This window comes from Paenibacillus canaveralius (assembly GCF_047238265.1).
GTDB lineage: Bacteria > Bacillota > Bacilli > Paenibacillales > NBRC-103111 > Paenibacillus_F.
In genome coordinates this window covers 3,266,476-3,290,224 of sequence record NZ_JBDFMM010000001.1, presented here as the reverse complement: position 1 = coordinate 3,290,224, position 23,749 = coordinate 3,266,476, and the positions used below count along the sequence as shown (strand labels likewise).

17 protein-coding genes are annotated in these 23,749 nt (G+C 56.4%); 12 read left to right on the top strand and 5 right to left on the bottom strand.

The genetic code is table 11. The features are described from left to right. The 3 genes from ABC395_RS14735 to ABC395_RS14725 are packed head-to-tail and all read left to right on the top strand — an operon-like array spanning position 1 to position 3,175. Entirely contained in the window at positions 1 to 768 is a 768-nt protein-coding gene (locus ABC395_RS14735; RefSeq protein ID WP_413004174.1) for an SDR family NAD(P)-dependent oxidoreductase, read from the top strand. Next, positions 765 to 2,972: a heparinase II/III domain-containing protein gene (locus ABC395_RS14730; RefSeq protein WP_413004172.1), complete on the top strand. Its 2,208-nt coding sequence runs from the start codon at positions 765 to 767 to the stop codon at positions 2,970 to 2,972. Before ABC395_RS14735 ends, ABC395_RS14730 begins: the two co-directional genes overlap by 4 nt. After that, entirely contained in the window at positions 2,951 to 3,175 is a 225-nt protein-coding gene (locus ABC395_RS14725) for a hypothetical protein (RefSeq protein ID WP_413004171.1), read from the top strand. The genes ABC395_RS14730 and ABC395_RS14725 overlap by 22 nt, the downstream gene beginning before the upstream one ends. 94 nt (positions 3,176 to 3,269) lie before the next feature. On the opposite strand, the gene ABC395_RS14720 is transcribed toward ABC395_RS14725, so the two are convergent. Then, positions 3,270 to 3,497, bottom strand: a complete 228-nt coding sequence (locus tag ABC395_RS14720) for a hypothetical protein (protein ID WP_413004170.1) — start codon at positions 3,495 to 3,497, stop codon at positions 3,270 to 3,272. A 212-nt stretch (positions 3,498 to 3,709) separates the two neighbouring features. Here ABC395_RS14720 and ABC395_RS14715 point away from each other — a divergent pair, with 212 nt between their 5' ends. Further along, positions 3,710 to 4,609: an arylamine N-acetyltransferase family protein gene (locus ABC395_RS14715; RefSeq protein WP_413004169.1), complete on the top strand. Its 900-nt coding sequence runs from the start codon at positions 3,710 to 3,712 to the stop codon at positions 4,607 to 4,609. 309 nt (positions 4,610 to 4,918) lie between these two features. On the opposite strand, the gene ABC395_RS14710 is transcribed toward ABC395_RS14715, so the two are convergent. Beyond that, complete coding sequence (locus ABC395_RS14710) at positions 4,919 to 5,278, bottom strand: VOC family protein (protein ID WP_413004167.1); 360 nt, start codon at positions 5,276 to 5,278, stop codon at positions 4,919 to 4,921. Between the two features lie 540 nt (positions 5,279 to 5,818). Here ABC395_RS14710 and uvrA point away from each other — a divergent pair. Then, positions 5,819 to 8,332, top strand: a complete 2,514-nt coding sequence (uvrA, locus tag ABC395_RS14705) for an excinuclease ABC subunit UvrA (RefSeq protein WP_413004166.1) — start codon at positions 5,819 to 5,821, stop codon at positions 8,330 to 8,332. Between the two features lie 401 nt (positions 8,333 to 8,733). Beyond that, entirely contained in the window at positions 8,734 to 9,618 is an 885-nt protein-coding gene (locus ABC395_RS14700; RefSeq protein WP_413004164.1) for a GNAT family N-acetyltransferase, read from the top strand. 275 nt (positions 9,619 to 9,893) lie between these two features. Here ABC395_RS14700 and ABC395_RS14695 read toward each other — a convergent pair whose 3' ends face one another. Beyond that, complete coding sequence (locus ABC395_RS14695) at positions 9,894 to 10,823, bottom strand: ABC transporter substrate-binding protein (RefSeq protein WP_413004162.1); 930 nt, start codon at positions 10,821 to 10,823, stop codon at positions 9,894 to 9,896. 269 nt (positions 10,824 to 11,092) lie between these two features. On the opposite strand from ABC395_RS14695, the gene acsA reads away from it, so the two are divergent. From acsA to ABC395_RS14675, 4 genes are all read left to right on the top strand, one after another. Next, positions 11,093 to 12,823 carry an acetate--CoA ligase gene (gene acsA, locus ABC395_RS14690; protein ID WP_413006754.1) on the top strand — a complete coding sequence of 577 codons (1,731 nt, stop codon included), beginning with the start codon at positions 11,093 to 11,095 and terminating at the stop codon, positions 12,821 to 12,823. Between the two features lie 281 nt (positions 12,824 to 13,104). Next, a complete protein-coding gene (locus tag ABC395_RS14685; RefSeq protein ID WP_413004161.1) occupies positions 13,105 to 13,530 on the top strand; it encodes a DMT family transporter in 426 nt (141 codons plus the stop codon). Positions 13,531 to 13,581: 51 nt separating this feature from the next. Then, positions 13,582 to 14,280: a Crp/Fnr family transcriptional regulator gene (locus ABC395_RS14680; RefSeq protein ID WP_413004159.1), complete on the top strand. Its 699-nt coding sequence runs from the start codon at positions 13,582 to 13,584 to the stop codon at positions 14,278 to 14,280. Between the two features lie 68 nt (positions 14,281 to 14,348). Then, positions 14,349 to 14,834, top strand: a complete 486-nt coding sequence (locus tag ABC395_RS14675) for a DMT family transporter (protein WP_413004157.1) — start codon at positions 14,349 to 14,351, stop codon at positions 14,832 to 14,834. Positions 14,835 to 14,930: 96 nt separating this feature from the next. Here ABC395_RS14675 and ABC395_RS14670 read toward each other — a convergent pair whose 3' ends face one another. Together ABC395_RS14670 and ABC395_RS14665 are read right to left on the bottom strand one after the other, a co-directional pair. Then, positions 14,931 to 16,358 carry a response regulator gene (locus ABC395_RS14670; protein ID WP_413004155.1) on the bottom strand — a complete coding sequence of 476 codons (1,428 nt, stop codon included), beginning with the start codon at positions 16,356 to 16,358 and terminating at the stop codon, positions 14,931 to 14,933. After that, positions 16,300 to 18,114 (bottom strand): sensor histidine kinase, encoded by a 1,815-nt coding sequence (locus ABC395_RS14665; protein WP_413004153.1) that lies wholly within the window; start codon positions 18,112 to 18,114, stop codon positions 16,300 to 16,302. The genes ABC395_RS14670 and ABC395_RS14665 overlap by 59 nt, the downstream gene beginning before the upstream one ends. A 220-nt stretch (positions 18,115 to 18,334) precedes the next feature. On the opposite strand from ABC395_RS14665, the gene ABC395_RS14660 reads away from it, so the two are divergent. After that, the gene (locus ABC395_RS14660; RefSeq protein ID WP_413004151.1) at positions 18,335 to 19,483 is read left to right on the top strand and encodes a response regulator; all 1,149 of its coding nucleotides are present in this window, start codon (positions 18,335 to 18,337) and stop codon (positions 19,481 to 19,483) included. 392 nt (positions 19,484 to 19,875) lie between these two features. Further along, positions 19,876 to 23,706 (top strand): collagen binding domain-containing protein, encoded by a 3,831-nt coding sequence (locus tag ABC395_RS14655; RefSeq protein WP_413004149.1) that lies wholly within the window; start codon positions 19,876 to 19,878, stop codon positions 23,704 to 23,706. Positions 23,707 to 23,749 lie beyond the last annotated feature (43 nt).

The following is a 23,749-nucleotide window of genomic DNA, read 5'->3' as shown; positions in this document are numbered from 1 at the left end:
ATGGCTATCGACTTAACGGGAAAAATTGCACTTGTAACGGGTTCCAATGCGGGCATCGGACGCGCCGCCGCGCTTGCGCTCGCCGCTCATGGAGCGAAAGTTGGCGTTAACTGTCTGAGCAACACGGCTCAGGGAGAGGAAGTGGTGGAGACGATTCGCGCAGCGGGCGGCGAAGCCGTCCTGGTCCAGGCCGATGTGACCGACATTGCGCAGATCGACCGTCTTGTGAGCGGGGTGGAAGCGGCCTTCGGCGGGACTGTCGATATTCTGGTGAACAATGCCGGGCATCTGGTGCAGCGCGTTCCGAACGCGGAAATGACCGAAGACATGTACACGCGGATCATGGACGTCAACTTCAAGAGCACGGTTTTTATGTGCAAAAGAGTGCTTCCGGGCATGGCTGCCAAAGGCGCCGGCCGCATCGTCAATATGACCTCGGTCGCCGCCCATAACGGCGGCGGTCCGGGCTCCAGCATTTACGCGGCCAGCAAAGGCGCCGTAATGGCTTACGCCAAGGGGCTGGCCAAAGAAGCCGCCGGAAGCGGCATCACGGTCAATAATGTGTCTCCGGGGTTTATCGGAAACACGATGTTCCACGCCACCTTTACGACGGATACCGCCCGCCAGGCCACGATTAACGGCATTCCTCTCCAGCGCGAGGGAACACCCGAAGATGTAGCGGGAGCGGTGCTTTATCTGGCTTCGGATCTGGCTTCATACCTGACAGGGGAAACCATCGAGGTTAACGGCGGGATGATGATGAGATGACGAGAGAACGGGAAAGGGAGCGGGAACGGGAGCGGGAACGGGAGGGAGAACGAGCGAGAATACACCCGAATAGTGTATCCCGGCAGGAACCTGCGGACGCACCCGGCTCGAGGCGGCAGAGCAGCCCCGTGCCTTCGGTCTATGATAAGGAGGGGCGGCTGCTCCGGGTGACGCCAGGGGAGGTTTCGGCGCAGAAGGAGCGGAGCGGAGCGGAGGGCTCTGCAGCGGTTTCGGAACCGTTGTTCCCGGCACAAGGAAGCCTCCGGGACAAGGCGGCCCGTTTTCCGTGGGCGAGAGAGACGGCGGAAGCCGTCCGGGATGAGCTTAACCGGCTGAATGACGCAGGGAGCCTGGTGATTCCGCGGGAACCCGGCGGCTGGTGGCACCAGTATGTGTGCCCGGTGCACCATACGGAGCTGCTGTTCGATCCGGCCGAAACGGAGGCTTCGTCGTTCTGCTGCCCGTACGGCTGCGAGCTGGAAGGCGAAGAATACCGGGCCGCCTGGCTGGTGTTCAAGCACCAGTCGCTGGCGCGGGCCGCCTTGGAAGCGGCTGCCGTGCATGCGGCCCTGCGCGACGAATCCTGCGCGCGGCTCGGCAAGGAACTGCTCGTCGCCTATGCGGAGCAGTTTCCGCTCTACCCCGTGCACGCGGGCGCGCAGGGCTGGATGCTGAAGGGCAGAGCCTTCCACCAGGCGCTGACCGAAGCGATCTGGTCGACGTCCCTGCTCGGCGCTTACCTTCTGCTGCGCGACGAAGGCGTAACGTTCGGCGAGAAGGAGACAGAGGTGCTCGGCATCTTCATGGGACTTCTGGAACAAAGCATGACGGAATACCGTTATATCCTGATCCGTGAGCGCCAAAATGCCGAGAACAACTATACCGCCTGGCTGAACGCCTCCCTTTCCTGCGTCTATGCGGCCCAAGGCCGGAAGGACGCGCTGGAGGCGCTGATCGAAGGCGAAGGGGGCTTCAAACACCATTTGTCCATCGGGGTCAACGCCGATGGACTTGAATTTGAAGGCAGCACATATTATCACGTGTTCGTGCTGCGCGCCTATCTCATCTCCGCCCGGATGGCGGAGAGGTTCGGCATCGACCTGTATGCCTGCGAAGGCAGGAACGGCCGGTCGATGCGCGAGATGTTCGAGGCCATGGCGGATCTGGCCGACGACCGGGGCATGCTCCCGGCCCTGCACGACGGTCCGATGGAGCGTGGGCCTTACGCCCGGGAGATCGCCGAGATCGCGGAGCAGGGGCTGGCCCGCTACGGGATCGGCGGCCTGCGGCCGATCCTCCGCGAAGCGTACCGCCAGCTTGGCGGGACCCTCGTTTCGCCGCGTGCCCGCTGCGGGCTGGAGGCGCTGCTGTACGGCGAGGACGCGCAGCCGGATGCCGCCGGAGAAGGAGCGCACTCCCCGCGAGGCCCGCGGCTTTGGGCGGATACCGGCTTCGCCGTCGGCCGGAGGGCCGGAAATCCGCTGTCGTTTCTCGCCGATTTCGGCTCGCACGGCGGGGCGCACGGCCATTTCGACAAGCTTCATCTCACCGTGATGCATCCGGCCGGGACACTGACACCCGACTTCGGAGCGGTGCCTTACGGGTCCGCTCTGCGTCAGGCGTGGTACTTCGAAACGCGGAGCCACAACACCGTAACGCTGGACGGCCTGTCCCAGGCGCCCCATACGGGGCAGTGCATCCGTTTCGAGGAAACGGAGGAGGCTCTCTACGCGTGGTTTCAATCGACCGGCGGCTATCCCGGCTGCACGCTGGACCGCCATCTTCTGCTGACGGACGGCTGGCTGCTGGACTGGTTCCGGGTAACCGCGGACGACGGCGGGCCGCGTACCGCAGAGTGGTGGATGCATCCGGCCGCAGAACCGCTGCTTGTTCCGGAAGAAGCCGGAGAAGCACCCGGTGTGGAACAGAGGGTCTTGTCGGGAGCGTTCGGTGCCGACGAGGAGGGAAATCCCCTGCTGCTTGCGGAAAATCTGAAAGAGGGATTTACGGGACTGCCCGGCATCGGGCTGCGGTTAACCGGTCCGCCGGACCTTTCGGCCCGGTCAGCGGCTTCCGCCGCCATACGGCTGAAATACGGGCTGCCCGGCGGCGAATCCGTTTATCATACGGCGCTCGTTATGCCGGGGGACGAACTGCTTGCCGTGCGGACTCGGGAGATTCCGTGGACCCCAGCAGGCTTCTGACCGCGATTGTACATAGGCATACGGGCGCGACCGCAGATTTTGTCCATGTTTACCGGGCCGGTCAGGCGGCAGGTCTCCAATGGCTCGCCGGAGGAGTTGTCGAAGTTACGGCAGAGGGGGGCGTTTCGGGGGAAGGTTTCGCAAGAAGAGTCCGCCTGGCCGGTCAGGCGGGACTTGAGCTGGATGAGGCTGACCGGAAGTGAGTCGCGGTATGACACGCATCAACTAATAAAGGGGCACCCTTATCACCGTTTGTGGTAAAGGTGTCCCTTGTCGTTTGCTTCCGGCATGCGGGAATCACAGGCGTGCGCTGCGGCCCACTTCGGGGGCGGTCGAGCCCCCTACGGCATGAATATGTCCAGCGGCGTTGCGTAAAGCAGTTTGCTCCCGCTGGCCCGCCGGGGCAATTGCCATAAATGCCGGCGCGACTTTTCCGCCAGTGTACCCGTCAGTCTCTTTCGCGGCCGCTTCCGGCGGGTGCGGCTGCGGCTGCGGGGACCGGAAGCTTCTAACGGAACGGCTCATCCGCCGGTCATTCCCCGGATTCGGACAGCTCGGTGCTCCAGAGACTTTTCAACCCGTACACGGGTATTCAGCCCGCTTCCGGAAGCATCTGTACCGGTACAGATGCTTCTTTTCGGCATTGTAGGAGATTCCTAACCCTTCTAGAATGGAAGTACGCGGCTGGGAAATCCGTTTCCAAGAGCGCGGAATACAAGAATTCGGGGTGACTCTTTATGTATACATTGACACGGGAAGAAGTGCGCGCTTACTTAAAAAGAATCGGAATTTCGGACATCGGCGCGCCGACGCTCCCTTATTTGGCGGAGCTGCACAAAGCGCACGTCAAACATCTTTCCTGGCAGACGCTGGACATTTTCGGAGGAAAACCGGCGCCAATCGGATTCAAAGAGTCGGTTGATCTCATTTTGAGCGGGCGGAGCGGCTACTGCTTCCATTTGAACGGCGCGTTCGGCGTTCTTCTGCATTCTCTCGGTTACCGGGTGAATGTGCACCGTGCCGGCGTACAACCGATGGGAGCCGAGCCGCGGATCAATTCTTTTCATCTCGGTTTGACGGTAGATTTCGCCGGGTCAGCGGATGGAAGCGGGAGATGGATCATCGACGCGGGGCTTGGAGACATGCCTTTCGAGCCGCTGCCTTTAAGATACGGCACTTACGTTCAGGAGCCTTACACTTACAAGGTGACGAAATCGGGCGTTGCGGCGGACGGCTGGCGGCTGGAGCATGATCCGCTCGCGTCTTTTCCGGGTGTCGATTATGCCCCTGACGTGCTGGGGGATCTTGAAGAGTTTAAGCCGAACCACGAATTTTATATCCGTTCGGAGGAGTCTCCCTGGTATAACAAGCTGCTGATCAGGCAGCGGAATGAGGCCGACGGAAATGAGCTCAGAGGCTGTATCTGGACTAAACGGGACGCAAACGGGCTGAATAAAACCGAGCTTCGCACGAAAGCGCAATGGCTTGAGGTTCTGGCCGGTGTTTTTCATGAACAGCTTGTCCATTACAGCAAGCCGGAACGGGACGATCTATGGAAAAGAGTCGAGGCGGCCCATTCGGAGTGGCAAAAAATAAAAGAGCGCCAGGAAACGGCGGGAAGCCTGCCAACGGCATGATTCCGGTTGGGGTGACGATGGTGCTTAACGCTGCGCTGAACACCGCGCTTAAAGCCGTAAACCCGGGAAGCGCCGCAGATGCGGACTTTGGCCGCGTTAGGTCGTCAAAAAGACCCCATGGAAGCATGTGTGTAAGGCCGCGTGTCTGGCGGCTCCTGCTTTGTTTATACAAACCCTCCGTCTGAAGGGATGATCGCGTCAAGACAGCGCAAGCCGCATTCGAACCGCTTTGATAACGGCCGAATGCGGCTTTTGGCATTGTGTGCCCCGATCGGAAAACGTTCCTCCGCAAGCGGGGCTTCCAAGGGCTTAGTCCGCTTGCCTGTGGGACAAAATGTTGACGAGCTTGCCCAGCGGATCGCGCACAAAAAAGCGCCGGACTCCCCATGGCTCGTCCACAGGTCCGTACTCCGGGTGAAAACCCGCTTCCTCCATGCGTGCAAGCGCGGCTTCCAGATCATCCACTTCGATGGATAAAGCCGGTGTCGGGGTGCCGGCGCCTCCCTGCGAAGCGATGCTGACCTGGACGGTCATCGTTTCGCGGCTGCCGTATGTTGCGATCCAGCCGTGGTCCATGAGCAATTCGAGTCCGAGCGCATCCCGGTAAAAGCGCGCGGCGGCTGCGAGATCCGGCGATTCCAGATTCGCGATAATTCGTTTAACCTTCATAGTCGATCGGCCTCCGTTTCTAACCGCTGCCGGTTATAGGTAAACTACTTCGACAAAGGAGGCACTTTTTTCCTTTTTTTCGGAAATATCGGAGATCTCTTCTGAACAGCCGGCATCGGGGCGGGTAAGAGAAGGCGCATCACGAGGATAGCGCCGGACATGATTAATACGGACCCGGCGTGGTCCGCTATCGTTTAAAGACACAACACTTTAGGTGCTGTGTCTTTTTATTGCGCTGCGTTCAAATCATCCGTCTCTAACGAAAAAGGTATCCGGTTTCTAGTTTGCTTTTAGCATGCCGATTTCCGGTCTGGAGAGCTTCTGTACGCGGGACGGGGGGTTATTTCGCGTTATTGCCGGTCCAATTCGTTTAGAACCTTGAAGTGCTACGCTATACATTTTGCAGGCAAGCTCCTGACATAACAAGCAATAAAGAGCTAAACCTTATCATTTGCATGAATGTTATAGAATAGGGTTGTGTTCCTGGAAAGAATGGTTTTGATCAGGAAGAAAAAACAAAAATGAATGGAGGACTTATTTGTGAGCAGTGAGATCGTGATCCGGGGAGCCCGGGAAAACAATCTGAGGAACGTGACGCTTCGCATTCCGAAATACAAACTGGTTGTGCTGACGGGACCTTCCGGTTCCGGTAAATCGACGCTGGCCATGGATACGCTCCAACGCGAGTGCCAGCGGCAGTACATGGAGTCGATGGGCATGACCTCGGACGCAGTTGCCAAGCCGAAAGTAGACGCGATTGTCGGGCTGTCCCCGTCCATCAGTGTCGGGCAGCATGTCACGAACCGGAATCCGAGGTCGACGGTCGGTACGATTACAGATATTCACACGTACCTGCGGGTCATTTACGAGAAGCTGGGTGAACGTCCCTGCCCGGACTGCGGCAAGCGCTTCGTTCCGGGTCCTGACGGGGAAGCGGACGGGCCGGCTGACGGAGAAGACGGGGAGGACATACGGCCGGCCGTGAAGTGTCCGCATTGCGGCGCAGGTATGGAACGTCTTACACGCCGGTATTTTTCCTATAACACCCCGGAAGGCGCCTGCGGGGACTGCGGCGGGCTCGGTCATACGGTTACACTGAATGCGGATGCCGTTTTCGATGAGGAGAAAAGTCTGCGCGACGGCTGTGTAACGGTCTGGTACGACATGATCACCAAATACAACCTGCCGATCCTTAAAGCGGCGGGCGAACATTACGGTTTTCCCTTCGATGCCGACCTGCCGCTTAAAGAATACGGGACGGTCCAGCGCGACCTGCTGTTCTACGGTGTCGAGAGCGAGGCGTTCTCCGCCCATTTTCCGGGCGTAAAGCCGCCCAAGTCGGTCGGCGGCGGGAAGTTCGAAGGCGTCGTGACCGGAATCTGGAGACGCTACAAGGAGAAAGGCGGCGAATCGGGCGAGTCGGCGCTGTTCCTCGAAGAGCCGTGCGCGGGCTGTCACGGCGCACGGCTGAAGGAGAGCGTCCGCCGGGTGACGGTCGGCGGCTCTTCCATCTCCGATATATCCGGCTGGGCGCTGGAGGATGCGCTCGGCTGGCTGGAACGGCTGATGGAAGAGCTGCAGCCCGAAGCGAGAGAGAGGATCGGATCGCTTCTGCACGATTTGACGATCTGGACGGAGCGGATCGTAGCCGTGGGCCTGGGCTACCTGTCCCTGAGCCGTCAAACGGTATCGCTCTCCGGAGGAGAAGCGCAGCGTCTCCGGCTGGCCTCGATTCTCGGCTCGGGACTGACGGGCGTGCTGTACATCCTCGACGAGCCGACGGCCGGGCTGCATCCGCGGGATACCGCAGGGCTGATCGGCGTTTTGAAGCAGCTTAGAGACCTCGGCAACACGGTGCTCGTTATCGAGCACGACGTCGAGATGATGCAGGCCGCGGACCATGTGATCGACATGGGTCCCGGTGCGGGAAGCTTCGGCGGCCGTGTCGTCGGAGAAGGGACACTCGCCGAGCTAATGGACACCCCCGATTCCGTCACGGGAGCGTTTCTTCGCGAGATATCCGGATTGAACGCGTCTCAGTCCCGGCGGAGAAGGCCGGGAAACGGCCGGTTTCTGAACGTTCACGATGCCTTTGAGCGGAATTTGAAGCATATTGACGTCTCGTTTCCTCTAGGCTGCCTGACCGCGGTCACCGGTGTCTCGGGTTCCGGCAAGTCGACTCTGCTTTTCGATCTGGTGGCCGCAGGCGGGCGCGACGGACAGCAGCGCCGCGGCTGCCGGAGCATCACGGGCTTCGGTGATATCGGCGGGATCGTGACGGTCGACCAGTCGCCCATCGGCCGGATGAGCCGTTCTAACGTGGCGACCTACACCGACGTTTTCACGGCTATGCGAAGCTTGTATGCCGGCTTGCCGGAAGCGAAACGGGCGGGGCTTACCGCCAAAAGCTTCTCGTTCAACACGCCGGGCGGCCGGTGCGAGCACTGTCAGGGACTGGGCGTCGTGCCGATGGACATGTTCTTCCTGCCCGGTCTTGAGGTCCGTTGTCCGGTCTGCCGGGGGAAGCGGTTCAAGGAAGAAGTGCTGAGTGTCACCTACAAAGGGCACACCATCTCGGATCTGCTGAACATGACGGTCCAGGAGAGCCTGCCCCTGCTGCGGGGCAATATCAAAATGGACGGGCAAATCGCCCTTTTGACCGAAGTCGGATTGGGCTATCTGCACTGGGGGCAGTCGGTCCGGACCTTGTCGGGAGGAGAAGGGCAGCGGATCCGGCTCGCGAAGGAGCTGGGCGGCAAAACGAAGCAGCATATGCTGTATCTGCTCGATGAGCCGTCCACGGGCCTGCATCCGCGGGATACCCGGCAGCTGCTTCTGCTGTTGAACAAGCTGGTCGACGCAGGCAACACGGTCATTATCGTGGAGCACAATCTCGACCTGATCCGCGAGTGCGACTGGGTCGTCGATATCGGGCCCGAAGCGGGAGACAAAGGCGGCGAAGTAGTGGCCGCCGGTACACCGGAGATGGTCGCGGCAGCTTCGGCTTCCCATACCGGTCGCTTTTTGAAAAAAGCGCTGGCCGCTGCTTACTAAAAGAAGCCCCCGATGGCGGCCGGAATCCGGCCCCGCCGGGGGCTTTTGCGATCCCGGATTCCGCGATTCCGGATTCTGCGGACGCGCATAAACCGCTAGTAGCGGATGGCCGCATGCAGGTCCCTGCAGTGCCCGGCGAGTACTACGCAGCATCGTAACGTGCGCGTGCGCCTTGGATTCGCGGTCGCGCTTTTCGTGACCCGCTCTGCGCCTGGAGTCGCACATGATGTGCATGCCGCCGGAGCAGGCCGATTGGGGTTGAACGGTAAGGCACAGCAGGCCGGACGGGCCGAAAAAACGGTTATAATCAAATCCGCCTTAACGGCCGGTCAATTTTTCCATTATAATGGGTAAGACTATGAGCTTTTACGGCTCTAACTACATGAATAAGGGGAATCTCAATGCCGGATACCGGAATTGTTCTGCCTGTAAACCGTTTAACCCGCGATCAACTGGCGCAAGTGAAAGAACTGGAAAAGCGCTGTAACGAATACGATTCCATATCATTAAAACTGAACTGGGATATGCTCGAAAACCGGAAAGAGGAAGAATGCAGCGACTGGCTTTACATCGAGGAGGGAAAAGCAGTCGGTTTTTTGGCGCTGTTTGCCTTTAAAAGCAGCGAAGCGGAAATCAGCGGCATGGTCGACCCGGAGTACCGCCGCCGGGGAATTTTCGGGAAGCTGTTCGAAGCGGCCGCCGAGGAATGCCGGAAGCGCGGAATCCCCGAGATCCTGCTTATCGTGCAGCGGGGATCAGAGTCTGGGCGCTCTTTTGCCGGACATGCCGGAGCTGCTTATGAATTTTCCGAGTATTGGATGGAGCTGCCCTCCGATTATGACCGCGACGTGCTGAACTCCGTCATTTCCGCGGGTCAAATCAAGCTGCGTCCCGCGGAGGCGGCGGATATGGAGGTAGCGATCCGGCTGGATATTGCCGGGTTCGGCGTTACGGAATCGGATGCCAGGGGATTCAACGAACAGAAATTGGCCGCGGCCGGAGAAAGCTTCTGGATTGCCGAGCTTGAGGGGACTCCCATCGGGAAAATCAATATCCAGCTTTACGACGGCGGGTATATCTCGGGATTTTGCGTGCTTCCGGAATACCGCGGGCAAGGTCACGGAAGAGTGATCCTGGGCAAAGCGATAGCGATAGCAGAGTCGAAAGGGCTTTCGGGCAAGCTGGCACTGGAAGTGGCGGCGAGCAACGACCGTGCTCTCGGTTTATACAAATCGGTCGGCTTCGCCGAGCGCAGCGTCAACGATTATTACCGGGTAACCGTGTGATAACCGGCAGGTAAAAAAAGGACATCGGGGGCAACAGCCCTGATGTCCTTTTTTGTTGGGGGCGCATGTTGGCCCGAGGAACGGCCATGCAGACGCGCAGCCTGTACGAACCGCTTTTTTGGCAGCGGAAAGCTGCCGCCGGTTCTTAAGCGCGCGAATCCGAGGCGTACGCTGCGGCCTTGCCGGCACCGGTTGAACCGCAGCGGAACCGCAACGGGGACGGGTCGCAGGCGGGGCAATCGTGGCAGGCGGTGTACGCGTGCACGGTCCGGCCGTTAAGGACGCAGCGCTTTCATGACGTCGTCGACGATTTTCTCGGCCGCGATGACGCCGTTATACAGCCAGCTGCTGGATGAAGCGATCTCATAAACGCGGCCGTTTTTAACGGCCGGGATATTTTTCCAGAGGTCTTCTTCCAGATTTCCGGCCTGTCCTTTATCGTAATTGACGAGAAAAAGATAATCGGCGTCGAGCTCGGCCAGCTTCTCCAGCGAAACGGGAACCCAGTTGGCCTTGGATTCCGGCAAAGAATTCAGCAGATTCGGTTTGTTCAAGCCCAAATCCCCATAAAGCACCGCCCCGCTGGAAACGTTACCGTTGACGACGTAGAAGTTTTTCTTGGTGAGCCACAGAACCGCGACTTTCTTATCTCCCATCGTTTTTTGCAGGCTTTCTTTGGACTCTTTGGCCTTCCGGTCGTAAGCGTCCAGCGCTTTTTTCGCTTCCTCCTGCTTGTTTAACAATTGGGCCATTTTCGTTAATGTTTTCTTATAATCATCGGCGTCTTCCTTCGAGAGGACGAAGGTAGGCGCTATTTTCGCATACTGCTCGTAAAGGCTGTCTTGAGCGGCGTCTTCCGGGCGGAGAATGATCAGATCCGGGTTAAAGCTCAGAACGGTCTCCGGCGGCAGATTCGATGGAATGAGGGGAATTCCCTCCAATTGAGGGCGCAAATATTCCTGTACGTTTCCGCCTTTTACGGACCATTGGGCAACGGGTTTGATGCCGAGGGCAAGCAGAGGGTCCTCCAGGTAGGAGGCAATAATTTTCTTCGGTTCGGCCGGTAGGTCCACTTGGTGACCCATCCCGTCCGTGACTGTTTGCTGCCGGGGCTCCGCGCTCTCCTTATTGCCGCAGCCTGCCGTCAAGGCGAGCAGAAGCAGAGTAAACAAAGCGAGCGTACCGGGCTTTTTGAGCGTAAACACGATTGAATTCCTCCATATATGCAGGTTAAAAGGGATATCTTTTCCAAGCTTCATTATATTGATAATGATTCTCATTGTCAACAGACGAAAGAAGAGTTGCGCTGCGCAGGGCCCGTACACCAGCGGTTTTCCTCAAGGTAAGAAGCCGTTTCTTCGTCCGTTTTTTATTGTCGTGTCCGTGATTGTAAGATATAATCAATTCCGATGGAATTTATTAGGATAAATTACAAATTGATTTCGGGAAAGAGAATGGGAGGATGAGTGCTAGAATGACGATGCAATCGGAAGAGCAGGAAATCATACCGGTTCTTACAACGGGTAACAATCTGGCCGATTATGAAGAGGCGTACGCCAATTTCGACTGGGCGGATGTGGAGAAGGAATTTACGTGGTCCCGCACGGGAAAAGTAAATATCGCTTACGAGGCGCTCGACCGTCATGTGGAGGAGGGCCGGGGTGACAAAACGGCGCTTATTTTTACCGACGCGTCACGGAATGAATCGTATACGTTTGCCCAAATGAAAACACTCTCCGACAAATTCGGTCATGCTCTGCGGTCTCTCGGCATCGGCAAAGGAGATCGTATTTTCGTGTTTATGCCGCGTTCTCCCGAGCTGTATACGGCTTATATCGGGGCTGTAAAAATCGGGGCGATCGTCGGTCCGCTGTTCGAAGCTTTTATGGAAGCGGCCGTGAAGGACCGGCTTCTGGATTCCGAAGCCGTGGCCATTGTCACGACACCTGCGCTTAAAGACCGCATTCCCGTTTCCGAGCTTCCTGCGCTCAAGCATGTCATCGTGGTCGGCGAGAACAGCGAGCCGGGCGAAAGGGAAATTTCTTACGAAGATCTGATGGCAAAAGCGTCCGATCAGCTCGAAATCGAATGGGTCGGACTGGAAGATGGCTTGCAGCTCCATTACACGTCCGGTTCCACAGGCAAGCCGAAAGGGGTTCTGCACGTCCACAACGCGATGATCCAGCATCTTCATACGGCCAAAACGGTCCTGGACCTCCAGCCGGACGATATTTACTGGTGCTGCGCCGATCCCGGCTGGGTAACGGGAACCGTTTACGGAATGTGGGCACCCTGGCTGAACGGGACGACTTCGCTCGTACGCGGCGGCCGCTTCTCGTCGAACGACAGCTACCAGACGATCGAAACCTACAAAGTCACGGTCTGGTACTGGGCTCCGACCGCTTTCCGGCTGCTGATGGCGGCGGGCGACGATCTCCTCAAACAGTTCGATCTGTCCTCGCTGCGCCACATCCTGTCCGTGGGCGAGCCCCTTAATCCCGAAGTGGTGCGCTGGGGGATGAAAGTATTCGGCAAACGCATTCACGATACGTGGTGGATGACGGAGACCGGCGCGCAGGTTATCTGCAACTATCCGGCCATGCCGATCAAACCCGGCTCCATGGGCAAACCGATTCCGGGCGTATACGCGGCCATCGTCGACGATCAGGGCAACGAGCTGCCGCCGAACCGGATGGGCAACCTTGCGGTCCGCGCTCCATGGCCTTCCATGATGCGCCTCATCTGGAACAATCCCGCGAAATACGACGAGTATTACCGGCTGAAGCCGTGGTACATTTCCGGCGACTCCGCTTACAAGGACGAAGAAGGCTATTTCTGGTTCCAGGGCCGCGTCGACGACGTGATCAACACGTCCGGCGAACGTGTAGGTCCTTTCGAAGTCGAGAGCAAGCTGGTGGAACATCCGGCCGTTGCGGAAGCAGGAGTAATCGGCAAGCCGGATCCGGTGCGCGGGGAAATTATTAAAGCGTTTATCGCGCTGCGGGACGGCTACGAGCCTTCCGAGGAATTGATCAAAGAAATTCAGCAGTTTGTCAAAAAAGGCCTCGCGGCTCATGCGGCTCCCCGGGAAATCGAATTCCGCGACAAGCTTCCGAAGACGCGCTCCGGCAAAATTATGCGCCGCGTTCTGAAAGCTTGGGAACTGGGATTGCCTACCGGCGACCTGTCCACACTGGAAGATTAATTCATCCTTTTCGTTCGCTTGCCTTCTCCGGAGCTTGCGAAGCACCGGCTAAAACCGGTTAATCCCGTTGCCGTCAGGTAAGCAGACGGACTTATACGCAGATCTCTGCACACCGCTGCTTTAAAGCAGCACCCGGATAACCGGCCTCCCGCGAGGCCGGTTATTTTTTGGATTCCGGTAAGCCGGGGAAGCATTTTATAGTTTCGGGACATATGTCCTTTTCTGCGCTCCTCCGCTGGGATTTAATAAGAAAGAAGTTCTAAGCGAAGGAGACGGCCGTAATGAAAGGGATTTTATTCGCATTTTTGGGCGGGGCATGCATAACGCTGCAGGGCGTCGCCAACGCTCGGATCAGTCATGACATCGGCACGTGGCAGGCCGCCACGATAACGCAGTTGACGGGTTTCCTGATTGCGCTGGTAATCCTGCTTTTTGTGCGGGACGGCAGCCTGCGAAGTTTCAAAGGGATCAAGCCGCTTTATTTGATCGGAGGCGCACTGGGGGCGGTAATCATTTTCAGCGAGGTCACGGCCATTCAGAAAATCGGGGTTACGTTTACGATTGCCGCGCTGCTGATCGCTCAGCTCAGCCTTACTTTTCTCGTCGATATCAACGGATGGTTCGGCGTCGCCAAACAGAAAATGAAGCTGCCGCAGTTCATCGGAATCGCTCTAATGATCGCAGGTGTCGTGATCCTGAAACTGTGATAGGATGATGATTCGGGGAGAGGATAAGAAAAAGGCTGGAGGTGACCGGCAGTGAAAGAAATACAGGACCGGGAGCAGGTGGCGCTTTATTTGCGGGAGCACCGGCTGGAAGCGGTATTTAACGAAGCCTTGAACTCTCATTTGTCTCTGTTCAGCTTCGAGCAGGGAGAGATGATCTGTTCCAGGGGCGAGCCGGCCTGCTATCTGTATGTGCTGGTTAAAGGCAAAATCAAAATTTACACCTCCTCCGCGGAAGGCAAAACGCTCATTCTCTGCTTCAAGACGCCGATTGAAGTGATCGGCGATATTGAATATATACGGGGAAGCGATATCGTGAATACGGTGGAAGCCGTATCGCCGGTTCACATGATCGGGATTCATCACCGCTGGCTCAAAAAATACGGGAACGACCACGCTCCGCTGCTGAGATTTTTACTGGAAATTATTACGCAGAAGTTTTACATCGACTCGAATTTCTCCAGTTTTAATCTGATGTATCCGGTAGAAGTCCGGCTGGCCAGCTACTTGCTGTCGGTTTTCTGCGAAGAGTCGGATAATCTCGTCCGGGGGCAGCTCAGCACAAGTCACCTCATGGATGCGGCTAATTTGATCGGGACCAGCTACAGGCATCTGAACCGGGTGATCCAGAAGTTCTGCAGCGAAGGACTGCTTCAGCGCACGAGAGGGTTTATTACGATTAAAGACCGGGAAGGGCTGAGCGCGCTGGCCGGTCACAACATTTATGAGTAATCCGGTGCAGCGGTGACCGCTGTGTACGGGAAATAGCGTTTATATGTAGAGAGAGGGGAGCAAACCTCATGATACTGGGAATTTTGCTGGCGGTTCTGGCCGGCTCGCTCGTTAGTCTGCAGACCGTGTTCAACAGCAAAGTGAATGAGCGGACGGGATCTTGGGCCACGACGACCTTGGTGCTGGGAATGGGGTTTCTGGCTTCATTGACCATCAGCCTGCTTGTGGAAGGAAAGCAGACGTTCGCCTTGCAAAATATGCAGCTGTGGTATTGGATAAGCGGCATGATCGGCGTCGGCGTTGTTATCTGTCTCGTACAGGGAATGAAGCTTCTGGGCCCGACGTATGCCATTTCAATCGTGCTGACGGCGCAGCTCAGCTTTGCCCTGCTGTGGGATTCGCTGGGATGGCTGGGATTGGAGAAAGTGCCGTTTACGCTGAACAAGCTGATCGGTGTGCTGGTCATCGTCGCCGGAATCGTGCTGTTCAAATTCGGCGGCCGTCAGAGAGCCGAACCGTCCGCTGCCAAGGCGCCGCAAGGATTGCCGGACTGACGGACAGTCGGCACGCGGACATGAAAAAACTCAGTCTCTTCGCGGAGAGACTGAGTTTTTTTGCTGTTCACGCGGCTGTGAGCCGCGGCCTCATAGTCAGTGGACGGGGATGAAGAAAGAAACGGCGGTCCCGAGACCGGGAGAGCTTTCGAGCTTCAATCCCGTCCCGTACATGTGCCGCAGCCGGCGGTCGGTGTTCGCCAGACCGATTCCCCGGCGCTCGTCTCCGGCGTGGACGCTCCGGAGCTTCTCCAGAACTGCCAAGTCCATCCCCATGCCGTTGTCCGTCACACGGACTTCTGCTCCTTTTTCACGATTTTTCACTTCGATCCGGATAACGCCTCCCGACTTTTTCTCAAGCACGCCGTGGATGAGCGCATTTTCAACCAGGGGCTGGATGGAGAGAGGCGGAAGTCTCAGTCCGGGAATTTCCTCGATCTCCCATTGAATGTCCAGCCTGTGTCCGTGCCGGACAGTTTCTATGGCGAGATAGGAGCGGACGAGCTCAAGCTCTCTTTGAAGCGGGATAAGCTGCTCCGAGTTTTGAAAGTCGAAGCTGTTTTGTAAATAAGCGGAAAATTCCTCCAGAAGCGATCTCATCTTAGCCGGGTCAATCTCGCTGAGAATAGAGATGGAGTTAATCGTGTTGAAGAAAAAATGCGGCTTGATTTGAGCTTGAAGCCATGCGGCTTCCATGCGCAGCCGTTCTTCTACCGATAGCTTGAGGCCGATCAGGGAACGGACCCGCGCTTTCAGATCATAAGCTCCGAGCGGCTTCGTGACGTAATCGTTCGCGCCCGCCAGAAAGCCCGCCGTAATATCCTGCGGGCTGCTGCGTGCCGTAAGCAGGAGAACGGGCAGCTCGGCCAGCGTGTGCCTGCTTCGGATGATCCGGGTGAGTTCATAACCGGACATAAGCGGCATCATGACGTCGCTGATGACAAGATCCCAGCTGCTTCCGGCCAGCAGGGACAGGGCTTCTCTGCCGCCTGCCGCCGTTTCGACGCGGTAGCCTTCCGGTGCAAGCAGGTTGCGAAGCACCGTCAGATTGACCGGATCGTCGTCGACCACGAGTATATTCGGCAGCTTTTCCGCCCGCTCCGCTTCTTCTTGCAGGTCGGTTTGCGCGTCCTGTCCGGCCAAGGCGGCTGCGGAGAGTTCTTCCGCCGGGGACGCCGAGAGATTAGCGGGCAGGGCCTCGTTATCCGAGGGAGCGTTTATGACCGGCTGATTAGGATGAACCGGCTGGGCCGGATAAGCCAGATAAGCCGGATAGGCAGCGGTCCCGACCGTCTCCGCGAGAGGCAGCGTGAAAGAAAATACACTGCCCTTCCCGGGCACGGAGGAAGCTTCGAGCACACCGCCGTGAAGTTCCACCAGGCTTTTGCAGATGCCCAGACCAAGCCCCAGCCCTCCCGCGGATGCGGTAATTCCCGAATCGGCCTGCTCGTAAGGCTGGAATAATCTAAGCAGCAGCTCCCCTGTCCATTCCGATTCCCGTATCCGCAATCCGGATTTCCGCATGACCGTCCCGGACCCGCGCCTCAATGACAATCGTTCCCTCGTTCGTAAATTTAATAGCGTTGTGAACGAGATTAAACAGGATCTGGGTCAGTCTGTTCTCATCCGCCATGACGGCCGGAAACGTTTCGGGGATAGTCAGCTTCAGCTCCAGAGGCTTGCCGCCGGTCAAATAACGCAGCATATCCGCAACGCCGGCCGCGACGGACTGGATTTTCAGCTTCTTCGGCTGCAGGCGGACGCGGTTTTCTTTCAACAATGTGATGTCCAGCAGATCGTTGAGCAGCAGAGACATCCGCTGCCCGACCGTCAGGAGCAGTTCCATGTTTTTTCTGCTGTCCTCCGTAAGCTTATTCTGTTCCTTGTGGAGTACCGTCTGGGCCATATTCAAAATTCCGTGGAGCGGATTCCTCAGCTCGTGGGACGTGTTGGCGAGGAAGTCATCCTTCCGTTTGTCTTCTCTTTGTAATCTTTCGGCAAGCTCCGCCGTCCTGGCGGAAGTTCGGAAATAACGCTTAAACCAATAGGCGGCTAGGGCAAACAAAGCGGCAAGAAGATCAAGCGGATAAAAATCCGGTTCGGGGCCGGTTACCGGCTCTATGGCGCCCCAAAACACATTGGATACGACCGCCGTAATTCCGAGCAGCAGAAAAATGCCGTCTTCCTTTTCTCTTTTTACCGTTCTCAGCATAAGAACAAGAAATACAAGATCCGTCAACAAGCCGGATACCGTTAAAAAGAAAGAGGAGCGGGAGACCATATAAGCGGGCGCGAACAGAATAAACAGGGTGTAGATGACAAAAACCGATTGAAGTATTTTGAATATACGTTGGCCGGTCTGTTTGAGAAACCATACTCTCGCAAGCAGAATCAGGCAAAGGGCGATTCCCGAATAGGCAGTCAGTGTCGTCCTCGCCGTGGTTTCGTAACTCATATTCAGCCAGTCGGCCAGAGGCTTGGCGTCGTCAGAAAGCACGGCGACCGCCGCAAAGAGGCCGAGCGAAGCAAAGGTGAGGACGGATCTGCGCTGCGCGCCGATCAAATAAAGCAGCACCGCATAAGCCGAGTGAATCAGCAGCACGAGGGCGATGGCAAGCTGGGAGCCGGTGCCGATCCAGACGGTGCGCGTCAGGGCGGCCTTTTCACCGAAACGGACCGCACCCGTAATGCCTCCGGCTTTCATATAGGACGGGCTGGCTGCGTGAATGATCACGTCGGCTTGGCCGCTGTCCCCCGTAAACGTGACGGAGGCGGGGCGGTAGCCGGGCCTGAAATCATCGCCGGACTCCGCCGGCCGGCCGGTTTGATGAAGAAGCTGACCGTTTACGAACACCGCGGAAGCCGAACGGATATCGGGAAAACGGATGCCGAATGTCAGCTTCGTATCACGGGGAAGAGACACACGCAGCCGGTAACTGCCGAAGCGGTAGCTGTCTTTCGCTTCTTTCGCAAAGGCCCCCTCCCAGGAACCGGGAACAGGCAAATACCGCATCCCCGCCGGTGCCGGTGAGTCCCCGGTGGAAGGGGGGATCAGCTGGTTAGGGTAAAATTCCCACTCGCCGTCCAACGTTACGAGCGGATTCTCGGCAAAATCCCATTTTTCCAAATCCAGCGTTCCTTTAACGGCCGGAGGATGAGCGGGAATGGAGGTCATTTGAGACCAAATCAGGCGAAGACCGCCGAGCGACAGAAAGAAAAGAAGCACCCATATAAACACTCTAATTTTTTTGTGCGTTTTCATCTTGTTGGATTTCGACAAAATGGGCGGAAATCCTTTCTTGTTTCAAAACGCCTTAAGCACTCTATCATTCTTTTGACCTGATAAAAATAGGCAGGAAGACTCCTTGCATTTCTGATATGGTAGAGATAGAGGGCGAAGCCTTCTCTTGTTTGGACCCTAAGTCTAATTGTCATGACATCATTTTGATACATACATCAAGGGAATGGAAAGAACAGAGGTTGATTCGGAGGGACTGAGGATGTTAAAAGCAATTATTCTGGAAGACGAGCCTCTTGCCGCTTTACAAATGAACCGCATGCTAGAGGCGATTCCGGGAATTGAGGTGGCAGGCACCTTTTCGGATGCGGATGAAGCGGTAGCGAAGGCCGGAGGGCTGCAGCCGGATGTAGCGTTCCTGGATATCCAGCTGCCCGGGAAATCGGGGATGCAGGCGGCCGAGCTTTTGCAGGAGGTTTGCCCGGAACTGGACATCGTATTTGTGACGGCCTACGACAAGTACGCCGTTCAGGCGTTTGAGTTGAACGCTGTCGATTATGTGATGAAGCCGCTGCGCGAGGAGCGTCTTCTGAAAACCGTTCATCGCCTTAAGGAACACGCACGACTCTTCCGAGGGAACCGTACCGACGGTTCATCCCGCCCCGTGCGTATTCGTCTTCTGCAGACGCTGCAGTTCGAACGGCGGAACGGGGCAGTCGAGACGCTGAAGTGGCGCACGGCCAAAGCACAGGAGCTTTTCGCTTACTTGCTTTATTACCGGGGGCAGGTGATCCGCAAAAGCGACTTGATCGAGATGTTCTGGCCGGATCTGGAGGCCAAGAAAGCGGCCGCTCATCTCTATACCACCATTTATCATATCCGGCAGGCTTTAAAACAGACAGGAACGGACATCGAGATCCGCAGTGTGACCATAAAAGAGGGGTATGTCCTGGATGCCGGAGACATTCCGCTCGATACGGAAGAATGGGAGCGGGAGCTGAGCGGGCTGGCAGCCGTTCTTCCCGGCAATGCGGCGGAACACCGTAAAGTGCTGGAGCGGTATCCCGGAGACTTTCTGGCGGATTGCGATTATCTGTGGGCGGAGAATGAACGGCAGCGGCTGCGCATTTTGTGGATCAACCATGCACAGAAGCTGGGGGAGTATTACTCGGAGCACGGGCAGGTGAACGAGGCGGTCACAATCTACAGCCGTTTGCAGGAGAAATATCCGCATTTCGAAGGAAGCTGCTTTCCGCTTATGAAGCTGTATGCGTCTCTCAGGGACCGCAAAGCTGTAGAAGAACAGTTCGGCCGGCTGGTCGCCCTGCTTAAAGAGATGGATGTGCGTCCCGACACATCTGTTCTGACGTGGATGGAAGAGTGGCGCGAACGAGATAAAACTTTACGCTGAACATGAGTGCGTTCATAATTTCGAGGGCTCGTTTATAAGTGAACCGGACTGTGCGCACAGTCCGGTTTTTACATGTCCGGATTGTTCAGATTTTGTCGAGATGGACGCGTTACAATACAAAGTGTGCCTTTTTGCGGTATAAACCGATCGGGAGAAAGGAGAGGATTTTGGGAGATCAGACCCTGATAATGCCGGACGGCAAAAAAATCACCGTTGAAGTCTCTGTCCATTTTGTATTCACTTGTCCGAAGAGATGAGGAGCCGGACGACTTCAGCGTCTCCGGAGACTTCTTCCTGCACGGTGCAGGTGTTCGAACCTCTTGCAAGTTAACTACAAAGATAGAGTGATATTGACTTCAGCAAAAATAGGAGAATGGAGGCTTGAAACGTTCATGCTGAAGCAAAAAATTAGCGCTGTATTGGTTGCGCTGCTGGTCTTCGTCCAGGTTTTCAACGGATTCGGACAGTGGAGTGCGGCGAATGCGGCGGGCATTACCGGTTCTATTTTGGACAGCGTAACCTTGGCTGTGTACGATAAAGCCGGTAACGTTGTGACCGACAATGTTTACGAACAGGGCTCTAAAGTACAGGTGGATTATAATTGGTCTCTGCCTAACGGCCACGGTTACAAGGACGGAGACACGTTCAGTTTTACCCTGCCTGCGGAGTTTCTTCTTTTCAATAACATAAGCGGGCCTCTTCTCATCGAGTCCGATGATGTTGGTTCTTTCACGGTCAACAAGGATACCCGTCAAGTACTCATGACTTTCAATTCCTACATAGAGACACACGATGACGTACGCGGGATTTTAACGATCAAAACCCAGTTTGACAAACAAAAGATGACCGGCTCGACTCTTCAGAAAATCAAAATTCCGATTAAAAGCGGAGAGCAGATTATCTCCCTCCAGTTTAAACCTAACGTTGCCTCGACAATCGGAAAAAGCGGTGTTCCTCAAGGTTACAACGCTAAAAATATCGATTGGACAGTGGACGTTAACAAAGAATTAAAATCCGTCGAAAACGCGGTAATGACGGATCCGCTTCCGGCAGGACTTTCCGCTCCGGTTACGGCAGCGGTTTATGCGCTGGATGTAAATCTGGACGGTACGGTCGTTCAAGGAGCGCTTGTCGATCCCGGCAAGTATAGCCTGGACACATCGGGCGGTACGGTAAAGGTAAGTTTTGCCGACAGTCCTATTACGACCGCTTACCGCATTCAGTTTACAACGCCCCTGACGGACGGCTCTCCGGCGTCCTTTACCAATACGGCCACGTTTAAGGGCAGCAATCAGAGCGCGGTCAGCGCGAGCACAACCGTAACCGTGCAGCGCGGAAGCGCGCTGAGCAAGAGCTCAACGAGCTATGACGCGGCCACGCAAACGATCGGCTGGGCCATCAAGTACAATTACAACGAAAGAAACATCTCCCAGACGAATGCCGTTCTGACCGATTTGTTTGACGATGTTCATGAACTGACGGCAAACTCGGTTCACGTGTACCCGGTTACGCTGGATAGCGCCGGCAGCGAAACGGTCGGAGGAGAAATCCCGGCCGGCGATTATACGGTGACACCTGCGTCCGCTACCGGAAAGAACGGATTCAAGCTCCAGTTTAACCAGGCGGTCACAGGCGCTTATAAAATTACTTACGAGACCAAGACCGCCGACCGCGTGATTGCGGACGGTACCGTTAACAACAAAGTGACTTCGGGAAGCGGCGACAGTGCGACGGGAAGCCGTCCCGTCAAGCAGCTTGTTCTGGTCAAAACGATGGATACCGCTAATTATCAGGACAAAACGGCCGCATGGACATTGACGGTAAACGGCGACAAGCAGCCTATGACCGATGTTGTCGTGACGGACGCGTTCCCGAATAAGGGGATGAAAATCGTACCGGGCACGTTTAAGGTCAAGCAGGGAAGCACGGTTCTGAACAGCCCTGCCGACTACACGCTAGACGGAACGGTAACGGAAGATTCCGGCTTCAAGCTGACGTTCGCGGGTCCTCTGTCGGAGACCGTCACGATCAGCTACAAGACTGAATACAATTTCGATTGGATCACGCCTCCGGGCAGCACGAAGAACTTTGTGAACAATGCGGACATCACGTGGAAAGACAGCACTTCCACAGCGCAAACAAAGTCCGTATCGGCTACTTTCACCCCGCGTAACGAGGCTAAAAACAACGGATTCAAAAACGGCGCGTACAATGCTTCGACGAAACAGCTGAGCTGGACGATCGGCGTGAATTACAACAGCAAGCCTCTCAGCAGCGCGAGCGTCGAAGACCTTCTTGAATCAAAACAAACCCTGGTTCCGGGTTCGCTTGCTCTGTATACGATGAATATTGCGGCGAACGGTAATCCTTCCTTGGGTACGATTATCGACAGTTCTGAATACAGCTATTCGGTTGACAGTGCGAACAAGCTCGCAGTATCGCTCTTAAACCCTTCCTCAACGCCGTTCTATATCACGTATAAAACGAGTCTGGACGGGGAGCTTATCGACAGCACGGTCAGCAATACCGCGGAATTGTTCGACGCCGCGACGCCCGTATCGGAGAAACTTACCGCCAAGGTAACGATTCCGAAAGGCGGCGAATACGTCAACAAGACCGGTTCCCAGAGCGGAGACAAGATCAACTGGACCATCAACATCAACAGGGGACAATCGACGGTAGCGGACGCAAAAATCGTAGATACGCCTACGGAGAATCAATTGCTTCTGCCCGAATCTTTCCGTCTCTACACGACGAATGTAGCCGCTAACGGAGACGTCGTCAAAAGTGCAGAGGCTGTCAAAGGTACGGATTACAACTTGGTAATACGGACCGACGATGACGGCAAGCAGACGTTTGAGCTTAACTTCCTTAACGAAATTACCGCTCCTTACGTCCTGGAATATCAGTCTTTGATCGTGGCCAACGATCAGGATACGGTTTCCAACAAGGTAAGCTTTAGCGGAAACAACGTGAGCGTAGTATCGAAGGAAACGACCAACAGCATTGTTGTAGGAGTATCCAGCGGTTCCGGTACGGGGAGCGGCATACGTGGATCGCTTACCGTCCAAAAATCGGATGCGGCCGACAGTTCGCATAAGCTCCAAGGCGCCGTGTTCGAGCTGTACCGCAAATCCGGCTCCTCGCGTTCTCTGATTGACAGCGGAACAACGGATTCGACCGGCACTTTGGTCTTTAAAAAGCTGCTGGCCGGAGATTATATCATCAAAGAAAAAACGGCCCCGTCCGGCTATGTGCTTGACACTACCGACCGTCCCGTTACGATTAATTCCACAGCGGGCTTCACGCTGAACGTGACAAACGCGAAGGTGTCCGTGCCTACGCCGACACCACCGGTGACACCAACGCCAACACCGCCGGTGACACCGACACCGACACCGCCGGTGACACCGACACCAACACCGCCCGTGACACCGACACCAACACCACCGGTGACACCAACACCGACACCGAAGGTGACGCCAACACCGACACCGCCGGTGACGCCAACACCGACACCGCCGGTGACACCGACACCGACACCACCGGTGACACCAACACCGACACCGCCGGTGACGCCAACACCGACACCATCGGTGACACCGACGCCGACACCATCGTCGTCGCCGTCCGATGATGACTCGTCGGAGACACCAACACCGACGCCAACACCATCGGTAACGCCAACGCCGACACCGTCGGTAACGCCAACGCCCACACCATCGGTAACGCCAGGACCGACACCATCGGTGACGCCAGGGCCGACACCGTCGGAGACACCGGCACCGACGCCGTCAGTGACGCCAACGCCCGGGCCAACGTCTTCTCCGGTGACAGGTAAAGTCACAACGGACAAAGATACGCCTATCGGAGGAAAAGTCGTTGTGCCGGAAGGGCAGAAGCCGTTTATCGGCAAACAGCCAGAACACGGCAAAGTGTCGATTGACGAAAACGGCCGCTGGACGTATACGCCTGATCCGGGGTATACGGGCAAGGACCGCTTTACTGTTGCAGCCAGGGACAGCCAAGGCAATGAAACGGTACTCGCCCTTCTGGATGTTACGGTTCAAACAAAGCCGGTCTCCGGCCAGCAGAATCCCGACACACCGGCAGCCCTCTTGCCTCAAACGGGTGAATACGGGCGCTGGTATATCCAAGCGGCCGGTCTCGCTTTAATTGCGCTCGGACTGCTTTGGAGAAGAAAATTAACCGTAAAAAAGTAAAAATCTTTATTGAATGACAGACGCCCTTTAAGTAGACTTTGTT

Coding starts and splice junctions, on each gene's coding strand:
- ABC395_RS14675 (WP_413004157.1), top strand. CDS start 14,349: ATGATACTGGGAATTTTGCTGGCGGTTCTGGCCGGCTCGCTCGTTAGT.
- ABC395_RS14735 (WP_413004174.1), top strand. CDS start 1: ATGGCTATCGACTTAACGGGAAAAATTGCACTTGTAACGGGTTCCAAT.
- ABC395_RS14715 (WP_413004169.1), top strand. CDS start 3,710: ATGTATACATTGACACGGGAAGAAGTGCGCGCTTACTTAAAAAGAATC.
- ABC395_RS14670 (WP_413004155.1), bottom strand. CDS start 16,358: ATGCGGAAATCCGGATTGCGGATACGGGAATCGGAATGGACAGGGGAG.
- ABC395_RS14655 (WP_413004149.1), top strand. CDS start 19,876: ATGCTGAAGCAAAAAATTAGCGCTGTATTGGTTGCGCTGCTGGTCTTC.
- ABC395_RS14685 (WP_413004161.1), top strand. CDS start 13,105: ATGAAAGGGATTTTATTCGCATTTTTGGGCGGGGCATGCATAACGCTG.
- ABC395_RS14730 (WP_413004172.1), top strand. CDS start 765: ATGACGAGAGAACGGGAAAGGGAGCGGGAACGGGAGCGGGAACGGGAG.
- ABC395_RS14720 (WP_413004170.1), bottom strand. CDS start 3,497: ATGAGCCGTTCCGTTAGAAGCTTCCGGTCCCCGCAGCCGCAGCCGCAC.
- acsA (WP_413006754.1), top strand. CDS start 11,093: ATGACGATGCAATCGGAAGAGCAGGAAATCATACCGGTTCTTACAACG.
- ABC395_RS14660 (WP_413004151.1), top strand. CDS start 18,335: ATGTTAAAAGCAATTATTCTGGAAGACGAGCCTCTTGCCGCTTTACAA.
- ABC395_RS14710 (WP_413004167.1), bottom strand. CDS start 5,278: ATGAAGGTTAAACGAATTATCGCGAATCTGGAATCGCCGGATCTCGCA.
- ABC395_RS14700 (WP_413004164.1), top strand. CDS start 8,734: ATGCCGGATACCGGAATTGTTCTGCCTGTAAACCGTTTAACCCGCGAT.